A 15,795-nucleotide genomic window follows, 5' to 3' on the forward strand; every position below is an offset into this window, starting at 1 on the left:
GTGAATCCCCTTACTTGGGCAGTTGCAGGTATGCGGTTTGGCCGTGCTTGCGCTGGTAATCGCGCTTTTGCTCGGCAGTCATTTCGGAGCGCTTGAATGCAGCCTGGCCGCCACCCCCGCCCGGGGCTTGTGTGCCTGAGGCCCTTGGCCACAGATGAGGTGCGCTTTCGCGCAGTGATTCCGCCCATTCGAGCGGAGTCAGAGGGGTCTTGCCGTCTTTGCCGAGGATGGTCTGGCCAGACTCATCAACGGCGACAGCCTCGCCTTCTTCGTTCAGTGAGAACACGCCCTTGGCGCGCAGGATGATGTCGTCGGTTGCTTCCGGCAGCGCGCCGGCTTTCAGCGCTGCGCCGCGCACCGAGTCGCCCAGGACTTTGCCCTGAAACTTCGCAGCGAAAGCTTCAGCCTTCTCTGCGCGTGCGGTGATTGCCTTCAATTGCTTGTCGGTATCTGCGCGCAGGCGTTCGGTTCGGCGATTGAAGACTTCATCCACCTTGCCCTCTGTCAGCAGCTTGGTTTCTTCGTCCTGGCCTGCGCGACTGAGCAAACCTTTGACAGCGTCGATATCGATGCCTTCAAACTGGGTTTCGAACTGAGTCAGCTTGCCGGAGGTTTCCTTCAGCTTGCCCAGCAGTTCCGAGTTCTTGGTTTTCAGACCGGAAACGGATGCTTCAACGGCAGTCGCGATTGCGCCCTTGATTGCCGGGTTTTCCAGGTCGATTTCGTTTTCTTCTGCCACGGTGATGCACCCCTTGGGTATGTGTTGCCCGCTTTACAGGCGTAAAAAAACCCGCCTGAGCGGGTGACGTTGCGTTTCCAGTGCTGATCCATTTCAATGCCGGCCTTTTAGGAGGCAAATAAAAATGGCGTCAAGGGCATCAAGATATGAAACACAAAAGAATCTGAAGAATGCGTTAAAGATTGCAGTCTTATCCTCCGCACTGACACTCACTGGCGTACTTGCGGCCAGCGTCACGTCCTGGATAAGCAGCGCGCAAACGACGAGGTCTAGTGAAAAACTCAGTTGCATAAGTCGGCTAGACAAAAGGGAAGAGTCCGCCCGAATCAAAAGTGATGCTTTTATCGTTTCGCTAGCAACACTAGCGACCGGAAGTGCGTCTCCAGGATTTCAAGAGAAAAAGCCCAATTACGTACAAGCTTTCTCGAGTGCTGGTTACTCATTGATGCTGTTGAACAACTCAAAACTCGGAGAAAAATCCGGTGAGCTCACCGACTGGATGACCATTCGTGTTTCGGACTACAAATCCTTTGAAAGGCCAGAGTTCATTAAAGAGGAATACGAAAAGCTCGTCACAGACTGGAAAGACGCCTACTACGAATACATGTCAGAACTAGACACTCAGCGAAAAGATTGCTGAGCTATCACATTCCTGCACGCTCGAATGCCAGAGGTTCCAGTCTCTTCATTTGAGCCAAGGTCAACGGCGCGAAGTTGCGATCAAGCTGCAGCTCCGCGAAGCGCTCGATGGTCAGACCTCCTTTGCGAAACAACTTTGCCCGCACCGGCCCGATTGCCACGTCCTGAAACGACGCCGGCTGCTGCTGAAGCCAGTGGTAATAGTCGAGGCTCGCACTGACCTGCCCTGCTCCATCTGCGCCCACAGAGGCTCGAGTAGCGCCCTTGGCAAACATCTCGCTGAGCTTGGTCAGCAGGATGAACGTCGTACGGCAATTCGGGTGAAACGGTGGCCTCGGCCCGAAATCGACCGGAAACCGTCGCTTATCCATGGACCGACACTGCTGGCTGGTCTTGCTGTCCAGCGTGGCGACCATCTCCACTTCGGACACGATGTCCGTGTTGGCCTTGGCCACCTCCATGCGCGCCTGAGACGACACATGCTGTATCGCGGTGTGCACGACAGTGCTGGCATTGCGGTTGGTGGTGGCGAGAATGCCGTCCTTGTAGCCGGCCGACTTTGTTCCGCGAATGTTGCGGATGATCTGGAAGTTCGTTTGTCCTTCGAAGAAACCCTGCCGGATGGTGCCGTTGACGCGCTCGCGCTCGGCACTGGTCCAGCCCTTGATGAACGACTTCAGCAGCTTACCGCCACCGTTGCCGCGCACACTGAGGGGATTGGTCAGCACTGCCGTGCGGATAGCCGCTGCCGTTGGCGCGACCACATCCAACGAAACACCAACCGGCGCCGACCGGGCCAGGCTCGACGCTTCAAACTCAGCCTCGTAATTGGCGATGTCGATCAGGTCGAGGTTCAGTTGTGCGCTGTAGCGGTCGAAGATGCCCAGTAGCAGACTGTCGACCTCTTTCAGCAGCGCTTCCAGCCGCTTGACGTTGTACTCGGTCAGATCCGACTGGGTGAGCCGATCGCGAATCGAGCGGTCGATCTCCTTCAGGAAGGGAGCGAACTTGCCGACCTCCCCTGCCTTCAGCTTTTCGAGGAAGACCGCGTGCCGAATCGTGGCGTCAAGGATTGCTTGGTTTGCCGCCATCTACTTCGTCCTCATCGTCTAGGCCCAAGCCGTCGCCCTGCTCTGCCAGCTCACCGTCGATTTGCTGGTCGGTGCGCTCAGGCGCGATCAGGCCAAGTTTGCGAAGGTAGGCTCGCAAATCCGCTTTGGCGAATCCACCGTTCTGCCAGAGGCCGACCAGTGCGGTGATCATTTGCGGATCTGCCGTCAGTTCCACGAACTCCTGGTTGATCTGGTAAGCGGCCTTCGCGTCGTCGACGCCCATGTAGGTGCAGCACCACATGATCGCCCGGGTGTAAGCCTCGCTGACGTTGGCCACGCAGCCGGCGAGCACTGACGTCGATGCAGACTGATCACCACGGGCCTCGGTCGCCGTCTTGGACGAGAGAGAAGCCACGACCATCCGGGCGCCGAGCTCGATCATCATCTGGTTCTTGTCAGCCATGGCCTCCTTCACCAGTGTGTTCGGCAGTGGCTGGGCATAGCCGAACTGTCCGCCGGCAGGCAGCATCATCGGTGCGCGGGAACCAACGTAGACGCCGTTCTTTTCCATCCAGTCGCGCCACTGTTCGTCCAGACCGGAAATCCATGGCTGGGCCTGACCACACCAGAAGACGCTGTCTTCATAGTCGGCACTGTTCCGGTAATGGCCCAGGTTGATCATTGCGATGTCGTACAGCGGCGACTCGTCGATGCTCGGGTCGTTGTTCTGTGCGCCGATGAAGGTGAACGGGATCTCCTTCAGGCGGCCGGCGGCGCCGGTGGGTCTGAACTCCTGAACAACGGCCAACGGCCCGCCACCTTTCGGCCCGGACCGGCGCCAAACACGGCAGACAAAGCCATCATCCTCGAGAGCCAGTTCCCGGTACTGCTCGATCACCTTGAAGCCGAAGCCGTCTTCGATTTCCGGCGATTCGCGCAGCACCACCAGGGTCAGCACGCAGTGTCCGTTCACCATGCCCGTGCGCCAGTTGATGATGTCTTCGGCGCAGTACGACAGGATCACAGAGTGCCCACCGGTGCCGGCGTCTTGGTGATAGTCGACGTAAAGACCATGCCGCCCAGCCTCAAGCACCTTTTCGAGTGTGCCTTGCGAGTGCTGGTAGATGCTCACGCCGGAGCCGTTGGCGTTGTCCTGCAAGTACTCCATCTTCTTGGCAACTGTCAGCGTCGGGTCTTTGTGAAACGCCAAACCGAGCAAGCCATTGCGCGTGTGACCGGTGGCGTTCTTGAACACCGCCCGTTCGCGATAGGCCTTGTTTCGGTCTACGTTCTCCGGCGACTTGTCGTGACCATTGATGTACGGCAGTCGGTCAACAACGCGGTGCTGACCGGCGCAAACATCGCGCACGGTTGCCCAACGATCCAGCACTTCGATGTAGTCCGCCCGCTTGAAGGAGACGTCGTTGCTCATCGGGCGTATCCCATTTTGATAGCGGTGACCGGCTTGATGATCGGGTACTCGCGGTGAATGAAGTAACCGCCGCCATCGTTGGCGTGGTCGTTTCCTTGGCTCTTATCTGGCTCGCCATTGGGCGCCCAGATCTGCTGTTCCAGGCCATCGGCATAGGTCGGACATGTAAACGGATTAACCAGGTAACGCCGCTCGTCCTGCGCGTTGCAGAACATGGCGTTCATGGCGTTGATCCGATCTTTCACCGGTGGGTTGGCCGCCGGCGCGATGACCGTGAAGCCCGCCTGCTTGAGCATGGCGATATCGGTGAGACTGGCATTGACCGACTTACGCGAATCACCGGAGGCGTCCGGGTAGATCCGGATCTCGCAGGTCTTCTTGTAGTCGTTGCCGGTGTGTTCCCAGTACCGTTCTTTAATGCGGCGGATCATGTCCGGGGTGTCGTAGCCATCCATCAGCTCGTCCACGGCCCGCGGCAGGCCCTGGTCACGTTTGACGTGGGTGATCGCCGCCATCTTGCCGACGTTGAAGTCCATGCCGATGAACAGCGGCTCACCGGGCTGCACAGTGTCGAAGCACTGATTCAGCTTGCGGTCGTAGGCGTGATAGATCGACCCGGACGTCAGGTTGACGAACTGTCCGTTCAGGTACGCGCGAATCAATTGCTCGGGGTACGACTCCATCAGCGAGGCGATGTAGTCGTCAGGCAGGTTCAGCTCGTTGTCGAAGGTGCTGGCCTGGATCAGCCCATACATTTCCTTCAGCGCCGGCTTGTCGCGCAACTGCTTCACGAACTGGAGAAAGACGAACTTGAAGCCTTCCGGCGTCGTGGTTACGTCCACGCCGTTTTTCAGCCCGGGCAGGTTGTAACGCATCCTGGCAATAATCTTGCGCCAAGCCTGCTGCGCCTTGATCGACGTCAGCACGTCCAGCTCATCGACCAATGCGTGACCGATCTTGAAGCCGACGATGGTTTGCGGCTTCTCCATGGATCGGCAAATCACAGTGCCGCGATACTGCCGGCCGCTGTAAATGTGAACCTCATGGTTCGCCTGGTTGATCTTGGTCTTCAGCCCCCAGTCATATGCCACCTCCTCCATCGTGGGATAGAAGATGTCTCGAATCTGCGGGTAAGTCGGTGCGAAGTAACCAGCGTTGACACCCGGCCACTCCATGAAATGCTTGCTCAGTGCTGAGCATCCGACCCAAGTCTTTCCGGAGCCGAAGCCAGCAACGAAAGCACGAAACTTGTGGGGCAAAAGGAGGAACTGCGACTGCGGAACGTTAAGGCTCGGCATTCGGCTTCCTCGCGTCCACTACGTCGACCTGAATGCGCGTCGGGATTGCCGGCTCATCGTCTGGCTCGTCCTTCCGGTTACGGTTCACATAGACGTCGCCGACTTCCTTCGCGGCCTGCTCGAGGATCTGCATGGCGAGGCCGATGTTCTTCATCGTCTCGGCCCGTTCGACAAAACGGTTCATGGCTCGGAGCCGGAACGCTCGGTTGGCGATCGGGATCTCGGCTGTCTCCTCGCGGAAGCGAGCGCGCGTGTCTTCAAACAACGTCTTCCACTTCTGGTTCAGGCTCCGCCCAACGTATTTCGTGGGGTCGTATGCCTCACACTGGTGGCGAGTGACATCGATCCCGAAGGTTTCTTTGACTGAGGCCACCACTTGAGATGGCGTGTCAAAGCAGGCCAGCGCCTGTACAACAAAGGCTTTCACCTCGTCTCTGAGTGCGGCCATAGATGGGCATCCGTCAAAGTGCTGTCAAAGTCAGGCCGACTTGAGCAGACAGGTTCCGCAGGCCCTCGCAATGTTCATTTTCCCTACCTCAGCAGGATTGTTTGCAGCATCCACCAGCTCTTGAACCGCCGGGCTCGCACCATAGCGACGCACCACACCGACGAACTCTTCAACGTCGTGTCCGCGCATCTCAAGCTTGGGCAATCCTTCCTGGGTGAACTTGGGTGCGCCGTACTGATCGGTCGCCTGAGCGATGTGGTACAGCTCATGTTCGACCAGTGCGCAGAAGTCAGCGTCGGAGCATTGAGCGCAGTAGTCGGCAGCTAGTGTGATTATGTAGGCCGGCACGTCGCCGAACCAATCCAGCATCTGTTGTTCCATTCGGGCCTTCTGCCAGCCACCGGCGCGGAACGCTACCTGTTCAGCCTGGCCGACCACCGTCCGACCCTTCTTCGTGAAGGCGGCAGACGCCCACATCACACGAATATCCGCATCGATCAGATGGGCATGCTCTTCGTTGTGGATGCTTCCAGTGTCGGCGAGGATTTCGGCTTGGAGCCATTCCCATACTTCGGGGGCAGGCATCAGGCGGGTGCCGAAATCCGAAAGATCGGATTGCTCGACCAATGACGCAGGAGGACGCGGCCGATTCATACCAGAAGAACCTTCTCAATTCAGAGTTCGCCCCCAAAAGAGGGGCAGATTGCCCGCCAATGTGCGAGCCGGCCGGGGCCTAATGAGCGCTCATTAACCTACGAGGCTCACAGGATGAAAAACACGATTTACTTAGTACTTGCAGTAGCGGTCGTCATTTTAATGATCGCTCCGGAATGCGTAGAGCCCGGGATTGCTGCTTGCCTGCTCAGTAAGCCCTGACGTTTGCAATCTCGGCTGGGTAGGCTCGTTCGATAGCCTCCCAGTCGGGTTGCTTGGTTGTCATAGATTGTCCCGATTGCTTGAAATGAAAACTGGTTGACGGTATTGGTAAGCGTCAAACACAAGGATGGATTCAATGAACGACAGATACAGTGTTGTGCACCGCCCAAACGTGGCACTTATCGCAATTCAACATGGGGCACAGCCACCCGCGCTCCCGATCGATCAATACTGCTATCAGATCGAGGACTCGCAGGCTGACGGTGATTACGTCGGCGGCCCGTATCAAATTGAGGATGAGGCGGTGAGCGCTTGTGGTCTACTGAACTCGGGAGTGGAGCCCCTATATCTTCCCAACTTCAACAGGAAGCAATTGGAAGCGACGGGAGCGCTCATAGTTGAATCCGACAAAGAACTGTTTGTCGGACTTACACGACAAGAGTCAGAACGATACGTATTACTTCACAATGACGAGCCGACAGACGAGTTCATTGAGCTCGACCACAAGCACAGAGAGGCCCGCACAGGCCACAAAAAAGAGACTGTTTAAGATCTGGGCAATCCATGCCGCACTACCTGCGGTACACCTGCGCCCCCTCCTTCAAAGGATTGCTAACCATGCCCATCGAAGAATTCGCAGCGAAGGAAAATTACAAATTTTCCCCGCCTCTTCCTCTGCACCTAGATCACAAGCCCGTCTATGCCATGCCTTACAAAACATTTGACGGCATGTACCGAAAAAACACCGATGTCAGATACCTTTCTGTTGGCTTTTCGCAATGGGATAGTGACGAACTCTCGCTGAAAATCATGCGTTACAAAGACAAATGGTCGCGACAATCGGAAGAGCTCCCTCTCCACCGTGTAATCGACTCCTCCATTTTTTTGGCCAAAGCCCTGCTGGACCGCGACAATTCAGCAGTAGAAATAGAACGCGGCCTATTTACTGATCAACCCGATGGATTTCGAATCCAGGAGGAACAAATAACCCAGCAAGAAAAGGCACAGTTCGATTCCTTCCTCGACAATTATGGCGAGGACCTCAAAGGTAGATTTAACAAGCTATATCAGTTGCTTAGTAATCTGAAAACTCAGGGCAAGCTCTGACTGGTCTACATGGCGCGACACAATTTGCTGATTCGCGAAACGTGTCGCGACTTACTCCGCCTTGCGTGTGGGAAGCTTGAAGTCAGTCACCCGATCCGCGATGTTGCGGATCTTCTCAACGCCCAGGAAGCCAACCCAGCCGCCGGCGAAGGTAGCCATGCTCTGGGGCAGGCCGAAGAAGTCCAGGCCGCTGATGATGGTCAGTGTGAGGCCGCCGCAAATGGCGCCTTCCACCAGCATCTGCCGACGAGTCCCGCCACCGTAAGTAATCCTCAAGACGGCCATGGCGCAGGACAGCGCAGCCGCATAGAGGATCGGCGAATGCTGGCTCAACCACGCAAGCGCTATCGCCCATGTGTCTGGTTTGTCTGGCATGTTTGACATCTCTGTTCCTCCCCGTCAGGGAGTTAGGAATAAAAAAGCCCGCTCGGTGGCGGGCGTATGGCTCCGTGCTATCGTCATTGCCCCTTACAGCAAAACGATGGACGGAACCATGGCAAGCTTTATTGTCACCTTTAAATTCAAATCTGATGACACTCGTGGTGAAAGGTATGACTCGTTCGTAAAGAAGATCAATGAACTAACCAGCTATAGACACTGGGATGAAACGACGTCGTTCTACTGCTTCGAGCTCGATACCACTGCCGAAACACTTTGTACTGACCTGTACATCGGCAGCGACTTCAACTCCACAAAAGACATCATGGTGGTAATCGATATCACCAACAAACAGAAGGCTACAAAAGGTGCCTTAGCATGGCCTTCAGTGCTTGATTCATACCTGGGGTTCTGACCGCTCGGTCGGTAATTGGAAGATCTGCGATTCCAGCTCTGCCGCGCGCGCCTCATAGCGCTTAAGCGTCTCTTGGTTGGATCGCAATGCGTCAGCAAGCTGCTTCTCGCGAACAGAAGCGTCGGCATGTAGCTTGGTCACCTCGGCAAGCTTCGCCTCTTGCGCAATTACCGACTCAACGGCCTGGCGGTATTCGCTCTTCATACTCAGCTCCAGAACGTGCAAATTTGAATCAGCTCCAGCAGCACCCGCAGCTCGGGGCTATGGGTGTGGGGAGCCGAAAACGAAAAAGCCCCTGCAAATGCAGAGGCCCTGAACAGGTGCGCTCGTCTTTCCGAGCTGTCGGCCAAAGGCCTTCTCAACGTCGACGCCCCTTTGCATCGATCTCGCTGATCCAGTCTCGCGCCACCCTGCAGCAGATGGTGAGGTCAGGGTGCGCGGGCTGCCGGCGTTTATTCCGTACGTCGCGCTATCCGGCTATCGGCGTCCAAGCCTTCCGAGGGCTGTCCTGACTACAGGTAAATTCGAGACATAAAAAACCCCGCATTTGGCGGGGCTTAATCGGCGCGCTGGGTTTGACTTCAAACTTCTTGCGCTTCTTGCGTTTCCTCCAGCTCGAACCATGCATCACCAACTGAAACCACAATGATTTGAGCTGTCACATCCGGCTGATTAGATTGCACCTTGTGCTTGATCACTGCCTTCTTAACCCTAGAGTGAATAGACTTGGGCGTGCTGTTCTCTGGTTGGCCAGCAATGAAATAAGTCGAATGTGGAAGGTCTCTTACCCTTCCTGCCATGTCTTTGACTTTTCGCTCAAATCCTTCCAACTCCATGACCTCATGGAGACCATCGTATCCCTTGCTGTTGGACAACTGGACGCGAATAAGAAACGCTTTTTCATCATCAGGAAGAAACGTTGTGTGATTTTCCTCAAGAAGCATTTGAAGTGTTAAGTGCATATTAGAAGTCGCCAGTGAATTGTAGTGGCAATTTAATATGGGCAATTCTCAAATTTTCAAGATCAAAAAACCCGACTCTTGGCCGGGTTAAGGGTTCCGTGTGCGTTTCGCGTTACTTGTGCACTATGGGAAAATTACCTCACAAACCCCAACATAGCAACACTTTTATGCCGCATCCTCAGAGTTTTCATCAAATATAACCTGCCATACCGGCTGTAACGCCTGAACATCCACTTCTGAAATAGCTTCACGCAGGAAATTCCACACATCCTTCCAGTCGCGATCCCAGACTTTCGGCTCGATGCGCACACCGTAGAGCTTTAGCATTCCCTCAGCGACCCGCGCCGGCCCCCACTGCTCGCCGCCATGAACCTCAACCTTGTACGACTGCAGAGCGATGGTGATCATGCAATGAGCTTTCGCTGCCTTGGCATCTGTCAGAGCGGAGAAATCCACATAATTCCAGATCAGTTTCTCGGCGTTGAGCACGTGAACCATCGTCAAGCACGGGTGATACATGTAGTGCCCGAGCTGCTGCACCTGGAACGGCAGAGTATCGATCGCGCGGAGTACCTTGCCGATGGTTGCCAAGTGCGCAGCCCGAGCAGTCGATCGTCCAACCGGTGTACGGCGTGTCTCGCTGATGCTGATCTTCTGGCGCACGACCTGAATGCGCTCTTCCTTGTCGTCACCGATCGCGGCGAATACGGCTTCATGCCGACGCATCCGTGAACCGCTCTTTACCGGCGCAGTTGCCGCTCGCTCAATCGCCGCAGCGCTGATCGACGCGTTTGATTCATGCTGCGCTTCAGTCCATACCTGCCTTGCATTGATCAGTTTCATGCGGCTTTCCCCTTTTTCAGCTGTCTTGTCTTGGCTCGGTAGTCGGCCTTGATGGTTTTGATTTCTTCGACGGTGTGCTTGCAGGCCGGATGAGGCCCTTCAAGCCATGCCACCTTCTCGGCGCCGATGCGCAGCACCAGGCGGATGCGGTACTTGACAGCGTTGCCGGACAGGTTGCGGTTGCACTTCACACACTGTCGGTGGATGTTCAGTGGCTCGAAACGCAGTTCCGGACAGGCACCGACAGATCGGTAGTGCCCGGCATCCCAGCGGCTTCCAGTCATGAGGTCGTTGTCGTTCGGCATCGAGTCACAGCTGATGCACGGCAGGTGAGCGTCACGCAGGCGGACGTACTCATTCACCGCCGCCTGGGCTTCGCGCAGGTGATCCGCCCTGCTCTTCAGCTTCTCCTTGCGCACCTGGATATCTCGGCGATCGCGCTGGGCGATGGCCTTGCGCGCTTTGTCCTGATTCTTTGGCGCGTCGATCAATGCGCATGCCGGGCTGCAAACCGCTTGCCCCATCCGCGATGGGACGAATGAGGCCCTGCAAGTAGCAACGCGGCATTTCTTCGGTTTGGGCTGCTTTCGTTCAATCGTCATGCAGCCTCCTGGCTCAGAAGATCATCGAAGTACACGCCCTGCTGTGCGAAGCGCGCGACGATCCGGTCGGTGTACGCCACGCCTTGAGCGCGGTTGAACAGGCTGGTCACCGGAAAGCCATCCGGGCCGAATAGTTTGCAGCCACCCATCATGGCCAGCTTCGTCTCGTACGGCAGGTGGCGCATGACCCGGTACCACTCAGCCTGAAACCCGGCGTCCTCGTTCAGGAGGATCTGTACGCCGACGTGCAACTTGCAGTACCGGCGAGCGTCGGCCTCATCGCCAATCTGGGTCATCTCTGCGATGCGCTTGTACATCGCGAACCACAGCCGGTTTTGGTCGAGCGTGCGGTCCTTTCCCGGGCGCAGCGATACGACGACGAACTTCTTGTCGCGGTACATGGCGCTAAGCTTCGTGATGGCCTCGGAGAGTTTCGCCTGACAGTTCACGGAGATTTTGTCAGCCATGGGTGGCCACCTTGTTCGGCAATCCGTTGGTCAGCTCGCCGAGTTGCCGTGTCAGTCGCTCGTTCTCGGCCAGCAACTCCAGCGCCACCTCTTCCACTGTTTTCTCCCCGAGAAAGTCTTGCAGCGCCTCGGTGTTGCGCTTCCAGTCTGCACAATCGGTACGGTACGACGCCGCCTCGGCCCACAGCAGCTTCTGGAGTTTTTGTTTGTCGATGGTCATTGAGCCGCGCTCCTTGCTTCCAATTGTTCGGCCTGCTGAATGAGCAGCACCCGGCGATCCGCCAGCTCATTGGCTGCCAGAATTCGCAGTTCTGTTTTTTCCTCTGCCGATGCTTGGCGCATGGCGAGCATCGAATCCTTCACCGCGGCGAGCTTCTCGCGCAGTTTTGGCGAAGGCCGCGCAGCCTCACCGGTGAGCAGCGCAACGACGGCCCGGCCGTCTTCAGTGACCGACACGACACTCAAGTCGGCCAAGTACAACTGCCCGCGCTCATGTGGGATCCGTTGCATCTGCACGGCCTTGGTAATCGCCTCCGTGCGGCGGTTGGCGTCGAAGCCGACAGACACATGCCAGTTCACCTCTTTGCTGTCGTCCCGGGCTTGCCCTACCAGACGCTCGTAAGCGCTGTTGAACGCCATGCGCGCACCGACCTTGTCGCCAGCGTCGAGGACAGGTTTCGCGGCAGCCAGCGCGACCTGGATTTCGTCGGTCAGCACCACGGTTTCAAATTCATCGTTGGTGGTCATGGCGATCGCCCAGGCCTCGTCCTTGGCCGGGCGACCGTCAGCGGCTTGCACTCGCTGGAGGATGTCGGCCATCGCCAGCTTGCCCTTCACCTCAAAGCGGCAGGCCTTCAGCGCGGCTTTCACGGCGGGCACCGAGTACGCGCAGAGGTCTTCGGCCATCATCGCCGCTGTGCCTGGGTTCATTTCCTGACCCATGGCCTCGGCGGTGGCGCAGATCGCCGCAGCGAGGCTGGCAACCTGCTGATCATCCATCTCAAATGTACTCATTGCGCTCCCCTGCTTTGCGCTTGGCCAAAACCATCTGAGCGGCTTGCTCTGCAGCAGAGACGTTCGCTTCGGTACGCTCCATCTGGCGGGCAGTTGTCCCGTTGATGCGCTGACCGGTAACCCATTGGGTGTGGTAGCTCTCGGCGTTTGCCAGCAGTTCGTTGAGGCTGTGGCACTTGCGCAGAACAGCGGCATCGCTGGTTTTCAGGAAGTGAGCTGCGACGTGATGAGCGACATCGGCACCGAGGCGGTCGACCAGTTGGCCGAGCTGGCCACCGACCTTGGCGTTCCACACAGGCCAGGTGCTGTAGCGTTTGCGGTAGGCCATGGCGTAGTTCGCCCAGACCTTGAAGGTTTTGCAGGACTGGTCTTTGGGGCCCGGCATGTCAGCGGGAATCTCAACCCGTGGCGCATCGGAGCCGCGCACCTTGGAGCTTCTGCTCACTCAGGTTCGCACCCGGAACTCGACACTTTGGGCGGAAGACCCAAAGCAGCAAATCGCCTATCTGGTAACGAAAAAATGGGCTCGGCTCTTCTGCCCGGACGTCATCCTTGGCGTCTACACGCCCGACGAGTTCGAAGACTCCTACGGTGGCGAAATCGATATCACTCCTGCGAAGCAAGCCTCAAACACCGCTGCCGCCGCCGAAGTGTCTTTCGGCCCGAAATCCCCATCACCGGAAATCGACGGAGTATTCGCCGACCTGCTGGTCGTCGCGAAGCGACAGGACATTGATGCATATGCAGCAGCGTGGGCAGGTCTCAAGCCTAAGCAGCGCGCAGCGATCGGCTTGGAGTGTCACGAAGCACTCAAGAGCATGGCGGCTACCGTTGATGCTGACTTCACCGATATGACTGGCACCGACAACGACCTGCCCCAGGTCGAGGAAGCGGCGTAGTGAGAACGGAACTTCAAGGCACAGAAAAGTGGCATTCAGACCGGTCTGGTCGAGTAACTGCCAGTCGATTCAAAGATGTGATCGCTTGGGGGAAGCCTGACAAGAATGGGAAGCGCGAGCCGATGGGCGCGCGCACCTCCTATATGCGCGAGCTGTGCTTTGAACGACTGGCGAAGAAGTCCAAGCACAACGTCAGCAGCGCCTCCATGAAGTGGGGTCACACAGAAGAGCAAAAGGCTCAGGACGCTTACGAGATGCTGACCGGCAACATCGTCGTGCCGTCGGAGTTTATCGTCCACCCGAAGTACGACTGGCTCGGCTGCTCGCCAGACGGCCTGATCAACGACGACGGAGGTACCGAATCAAAGTGCCCTTTCAACGAGGCGATCCACGTCAGGACTTGGCTGGAGGGCATGCCCGAGGAACATATGCCGCAGATTCAGGGCTGCATGTTCGTGACGGGCAGGCAATGGTGGGACTTTCTCTCCTTCGATTCCCGCCAAGACGAGGAGTGTCAGCTCTACATCGAAACGATTTACCGCGACGAAGACTACATCGCCAACCTGCACAGAGAGCTCGTCCAATTCAACTTGGAGCTGAACCGCATGGTTGATGAAGTCGCGGACAAAGCACGGGCACAAGCCCATAGATTAGGAGCTTGAGCATGATCAGCCTCAACCTCAATGCAGTTCGTGAAAAGCAGACTGAGTCGGATCGAATCGCGGCTGCGATGGCCGACTTCTGGGCGCGACCCGGCAGCACCTTCAAAGAGATGCCGGCGACCCGGATAAAGCCCAGGCCTGCACGGCGGGACTGGGTAGACCCTGAAACGGTCCTCAAGCGGCGGCCGAAGCCGATATCGGCAGCTGACCGCAAGGCTCTGCGCCAAATGGCGGACTCGCTATGAAGTCGAAACGCAAACCCAACAACGGCTTCGCCCGGGCTGAACGCAGCTGCCGGGCGCTGCTGCGCACCAACCACGTCGCGGTGGTGAACATCGACCCCAGCGGCAGCCAGATCATGGCGAACTGGAAGAGCTGCAAGCAGATCCGCAGTCTGGCGATCGCCAACGCGATCTTCGATTTCTCCTACCGCTGGACGATCTACATCGGCGCCATGTGTCGCGACGAGCGCGGCGCCGAGTACATCAAGTCGGTGGAGATATCACCCGAGGGCATCTACAAGGTCGAGCGCCTGACCGATGCCATCGAGCATTACTACCTGGAGCTGCGCAACAGCGCGAACCCTGCCCATCTGGTCGCATCAGGCTGGATCGCCATTCCGGACGATGTCTCGATGGATGAAGCCGAAGCCGCGAAGCTGTTCTACGCCGCCGGCGCCTGGCATCAGGTGAAGGTCGCAGCGTGAGACGTTCCAGACCCCAACAACGCAAACGACAGACCTGGCTGGACTTGCCGGCCAGCGGGATTGAAGAGGTAGGCCATGGCCGAGGAAAAGGAACTGACGGAGGAAGCCAAGAAGCAGCGCAGGAAGCGCGAGAAGGCAGCAGCAAAGGACGCTGCATTGGGCGTCGAGAAGTTTACAGTTGAGGTCGCCGGCGTGTTCAAGCCTGATCTGAAGGCGGTGATGAAGGCCCACGGCTTCAACAACCAGCAGGAGATCCATCAGAATCTCATTCGAAACCTGATCGCCGCCGACTTCGAAACACAGGCTTTGATGCTTCGCAGTGTCACGACACCTTATGTAGTTACCGAAAAGGTGTCGCGACTGATCAGGGAGGCTGGCATGAAGTCGCTTGCCGACGATCTGCCAGACCCCGAAGATGAGGTTCTCGAACCATCACTTTGTAAAGAATCCGTAGAGAAGTAAAACAGCAAAAGCTGCGATCAAGTTAGGAAGCAGCAATTCGAATAGCAGAACCTTTAAATTCTGAGAGCGAAGCAATAACTCGAATCTTTTATCAAATCTTCGCAGTGATACAGTGATGCGCGGTGCATCCAATAGTTTCTTGATCTCTTGCAAATCAGAACGTATCGAGTTTATCTCTTTCGTTAACGCTTGTTCGCCAAGGTGGCTGTCTATTCGAAGGTCTCCAAACGATTTATTCGGCGGGGGCGTCCTGACCTCATCAAGATATTTGGCGATCTCCTCGGCATCTTCAATCCTTCGCTCGGTTTTTATTAGCCCATGGCGCTCCGACCGCCACCAGTTGTAAAGGGAAGATTGTTTAGGATCTGATGGATAGTCGCAATCTTTACTCGCGAACATTCCTGCTGTAATGAATGCTGACCTAGTTCCTGTGATTCTAATGCTCCATTCGCCAAACAAGTCAAAGCAAAACCAAATGTAGTGCAAGAAGTTATAAATAAGGAATAATCCAAGCCCTGACATTAGCTTCTGAGGAGTAACGCCCTCTAGAGACACACCAAATAATGATATCTTATCTGAAGCGGTTATTTCCCCGAGAATTAATGCGATAACTATTACAGATATAGTTAGGAGATTGCGCTTTATCTTCTTTGCTTCGTCAGAGCTTTCGAAATCTACCGGGCTGCCCAAGGCTTTATCTACTGCAGCTACCGTATCAGTCGCCATTCCAAACTCCTTTTGTCCCGGCCCCATGCCGGGCCGAACACAAATACCCCACTTCTACGAATCACGCC

Annotated in this window: 23 protein-coding genes and 2 pseudogenes; 9 read left to right on the top strand and 16 right to left on the bottom strand. The window is 56.6% G+C overall.

Translation table 11 applies throughout. From position 1 onward, the window contains the following. Nucleotides 1-10: 10 nt before the first annotated feature. Complete coding sequence (locus A8O26_RS02995) at nt 11-739, bottom strand: hypothetical protein (protein ID WP_064116703.1); 729 nt, start codon at nt 737-739, stop codon at nt 11-13. 124 nt (nt 740-863) lie between these two features. Here A8O26_RS02995 and A8O26_RS03000 point away from each other — a divergent pair, with 124 nt between their 5' ends. After that, a complete protein-coding gene (locus A8O26_RS03000) occupies nt 864-1,379 on the top strand; it encodes a hypothetical protein (protein ID WP_064116704.1) in 516 nt (171 codons plus the stop codon). A gap of 4 nt (nt 1,380-1,383) precedes the next feature. Here the strand turns inward: A8O26_RS03000 and A8O26_RS03005 are convergent, their stop codons facing one another. From A8O26_RS03005 to A8O26_RS03025, 5 genes are read right to left on the bottom strand one after another with little or no spacing between them, the layout of a single operon-like run. Beyond that, nucleotides 1,384-2,469: a minor capsid protein gene (locus A8O26_RS03005; RefSeq protein WP_064116705.1), complete on the bottom strand. Its 1,086-nt coding sequence runs from the start codon at nt 2,467-2,469 to the stop codon at nt 1,384-1,386. Further along, complete coding sequence (locus A8O26_RS03010) at nt 2,444-3,862, bottom strand: DUF4055 domain-containing protein (protein WP_064116706.1); 1,419 nt, start codon at nt 3,860-3,862, stop codon at nt 2,444-2,446. Before A8O26_RS03010 ends, A8O26_RS03005 begins: the two co-directional genes overlap by 26 nt. Beyond that, complete coding sequence (locus A8O26_RS03015; RefSeq protein ID WP_064116707.1) at nt 3,859-5,160, bottom strand: terminase large subunit domain-containing protein; 1,302 nt, start codon at nt 5,158-5,160, stop codon at nt 3,859-3,861. Before A8O26_RS03015 ends, A8O26_RS03010 begins: the two co-directional genes overlap by 4 nt. Beyond that, nucleotides 5,147-5,608 carry a DUF2280 domain-containing protein gene (locus A8O26_RS03020; RefSeq protein ID WP_064116708.1) on the bottom strand — a complete coding sequence of 154 codons (462 nt, stop codon included), beginning with the start codon at nt 5,606-5,608 and terminating at the stop codon, nt 5,147-5,149. The genes A8O26_RS03015 and A8O26_RS03020 overlap by 14 nt, the downstream gene beginning before the upstream one ends. A 30-nt stretch (nt 5,609-5,638) precedes the next feature. Beyond that, complete coding sequence (locus tag A8O26_RS03025) at nt 5,639-6,262, bottom strand: putative metallopeptidase (protein WP_064116709.1); 624 nt, start codon at nt 6,260-6,262, stop codon at nt 5,639-5,641. Between the two features lie 358 nt (nt 6,263-6,620). Here A8O26_RS03025 and A8O26_RS03030 point away from each other — a divergent pair, with 358 nt between their 5' ends. Both A8O26_RS03030 and A8O26_RS03035 read left to right on the top strand, forming a co-directional pair. Then, nucleotides 6,621-7,034 (top strand): hypothetical protein, encoded by a 414-nt coding sequence (locus A8O26_RS03030; RefSeq protein WP_064116710.1) that lies wholly within the window; start codon nt 6,621-6,623, stop codon nt 7,032-7,034. A gap of 68 nt (nt 7,035-7,102) precedes the next feature. Next, nucleotides 7,103-7,591: a DUF6530 family protein gene (locus A8O26_RS03035; RefSeq protein WP_007965012.1), complete on the top strand. Its 489-nt coding sequence runs from the start codon at nt 7,103-7,105 to the stop codon at nt 7,589-7,591. 51 nt (nt 7,592-7,642) lie between these two features. Here the strand turns inward: A8O26_RS03035 and A8O26_RS03040 are convergent, their stop codons facing one another. Continuing rightward, nucleotides 7,643-7,975 carry a phage holin, lambda family gene (locus tag A8O26_RS03040; RefSeq protein WP_064116711.1) on the bottom strand — a complete coding sequence of 111 codons (333 nt, stop codon included), beginning with the start codon at nt 7,973-7,975 and terminating at the stop codon, nt 7,643-7,645. Here A8O26_RS03040 and A8O26_RS03045 point away from each other — a divergent pair. Beyond that, nucleotides 7,965-8,384: a hypothetical protein gene (locus A8O26_RS03045; protein ID WP_172828112.1), complete on the top strand. Its 420-nt coding sequence runs from the start codon at nt 7,965-7,967 to the stop codon at nt 8,382-8,384. The two genes, A8O26_RS03040 and A8O26_RS03045, sit on opposite strands and share 11 nt — an antisense overlap. Here the strand turns inward: A8O26_RS03045 and A8O26_RS03050 are convergent. From A8O26_RS03050 to A8O26_RS03085, 8 genes and pseudogenes are all read right to left on the bottom strand, one after another. Further along, nucleotides 8,367-8,588, bottom strand: a complete 222-nt coding sequence (locus A8O26_RS03050; RefSeq protein WP_064116713.1) for a hypothetical protein — start codon at nt 8,586-8,588, stop codon at nt 8,367-8,369. The two genes, A8O26_RS03045 and A8O26_RS03050, sit on opposite strands and share 18 nt — an antisense overlap. A 377-nt stretch (nt 8,589-8,965) precedes the next feature. Beyond that, a complete protein-coding gene (locus A8O26_RS03055; protein WP_064116714.1) occupies nt 8,966-9,346 on the bottom strand; it encodes a hypothetical protein in 381 nt (126 codons plus the stop codon). Between the two features lie 165 nt (nt 9,347-9,511). Further along, nucleotides 9,512-10,189, bottom strand: coding sequence for a hypothetical protein (locus A8O26_RS03060; RefSeq protein ID WP_064116715.1), 678 nt, complete (start codon nt 10,187-10,189; stop codon nt 9,512-9,514). Continuing rightward, a complete protein-coding gene (locus A8O26_RS03065) occupies nt 10,186-10,791 on the bottom strand; it encodes a recombination protein NinG (protein ID WP_064116716.1) in 606 nt (201 codons plus the stop codon). Before A8O26_RS03065 ends, A8O26_RS03060 begins: the two co-directional genes overlap by 4 nt. Further along, a complete protein-coding gene (locus tag A8O26_RS03070) occupies nt 10,788-11,258 on the bottom strand; it encodes a hypothetical protein (RefSeq protein ID WP_064116717.1) in 471 nt (156 codons plus the stop codon). The genes A8O26_RS03065 and A8O26_RS03070 overlap by 4 nt, the downstream gene beginning before the upstream one ends. Next, nucleotides 11,251-11,478 (bottom strand): hypothetical protein, encoded by a 228-nt coding sequence (locus A8O26_RS03075; protein WP_064116718.1) that lies wholly within the window; start codon nt 11,476-11,478, stop codon nt 11,251-11,253. The genes A8O26_RS03070 and A8O26_RS03075 overlap by 8 nt, the downstream gene beginning before the upstream one ends. Next, the gene (locus tag A8O26_RS03080; protein WP_064116719.1) at nt 11,475-12,272 is read right to left on the bottom strand and encodes a hypothetical protein; all 798 of its coding nucleotides are present in this window, start codon (nt 12,270-12,272) and stop codon (nt 11,475-11,477) included. Before A8O26_RS03080 ends, A8O26_RS03075 begins: the two co-directional genes overlap by 4 nt. Next, nucleotides 12,259-12,690 (bottom strand): annotated as a pseudogene (locus tag A8O26_RS03085) (helix-turn-helix domain-containing protein); the annotation flags it as partial. The gene A8O26_RS03080 and the pseudogene A8O26_RS03085, both read right to left, overlap by 14 nt. Here A8O26_RS03085 and A8O26_RS03090 point away from each other — a divergent pair. From A8O26_RS03090 to A8O26_RS03110, 5 genes and pseudogenes are all read left to right on the top strand, one after another. Then, nucleotides 12,677-13,171: pseudogene (locus tag A8O26_RS03090) on the top strand (recombinase RecT); the annotation flags it as partial. The pseudogenes A8O26_RS03085 and A8O26_RS03090 overlap by 14 nt on opposite strands. Continuing rightward, on the top strand, nt 13,171-13,833 hold the full coding sequence (locus tag A8O26_RS03095; RefSeq protein WP_064116720.1) for a lambda exonuclease family protein: 663 nt from the start codon (nt 13,171-13,173) through the stop codon (nt 13,831-13,833). The pseudogene A8O26_RS03090 and the gene A8O26_RS03095, both read left to right, overlap by 1 nt. Before the next feature lie 2 nt (nt 13,834-13,835). After that, a complete protein-coding gene (locus A8O26_RS03100) occupies nt 13,836-14,078 on the top strand; it encodes a hypothetical protein (protein ID WP_064116721.1) in 243 nt (80 codons plus the stop codon). Further along, nucleotides 14,075-14,539 carry a hypothetical protein gene (locus A8O26_RS03105; RefSeq protein ID WP_064116722.1) on the top strand — a complete coding sequence of 155 codons (465 nt, stop codon included), beginning with the start codon at nt 14,075-14,077 and terminating at the stop codon, nt 14,537-14,539. The genes A8O26_RS03100 and A8O26_RS03105 overlap by 4 nt, the downstream gene beginning before the upstream one ends. A gap of 75 nt (nt 14,540-14,614) precedes the next feature. After that, nucleotides 14,615-15,001, top strand: a complete 387-nt coding sequence (locus tag A8O26_RS03110) for a hypothetical protein (protein ID WP_064116723.1) — start codon at nt 14,615-14,617, stop codon at nt 14,999-15,001. Here the strand turns inward: A8O26_RS03110 and A8O26_RS03115 are convergent. Continuing rightward, nucleotides 14,972-15,727 (bottom strand): hypothetical protein, encoded by a 756-nt coding sequence (locus A8O26_RS03115; RefSeq protein ID WP_064116724.1) that lies wholly within the window; start codon nt 15,725-15,727, stop codon nt 14,972-14,974. The two genes, A8O26_RS03110 and A8O26_RS03115, sit on opposite strands and share 30 nt — an antisense overlap. Nucleotides 15,728-15,795 lie beyond the last annotated feature (68 nt).

Source organism: Pseudomonas fluorescens, assembly GCF_001648775.1.
In the GTDB taxonomy this organism is placed as follows: domain Bacteria; phylum Pseudomonadota; class Gammaproteobacteria; order Pseudomonadales; family Pseudomonadaceae; genus Aquipseudomonas; species Aquipseudomonas fluorescens_M.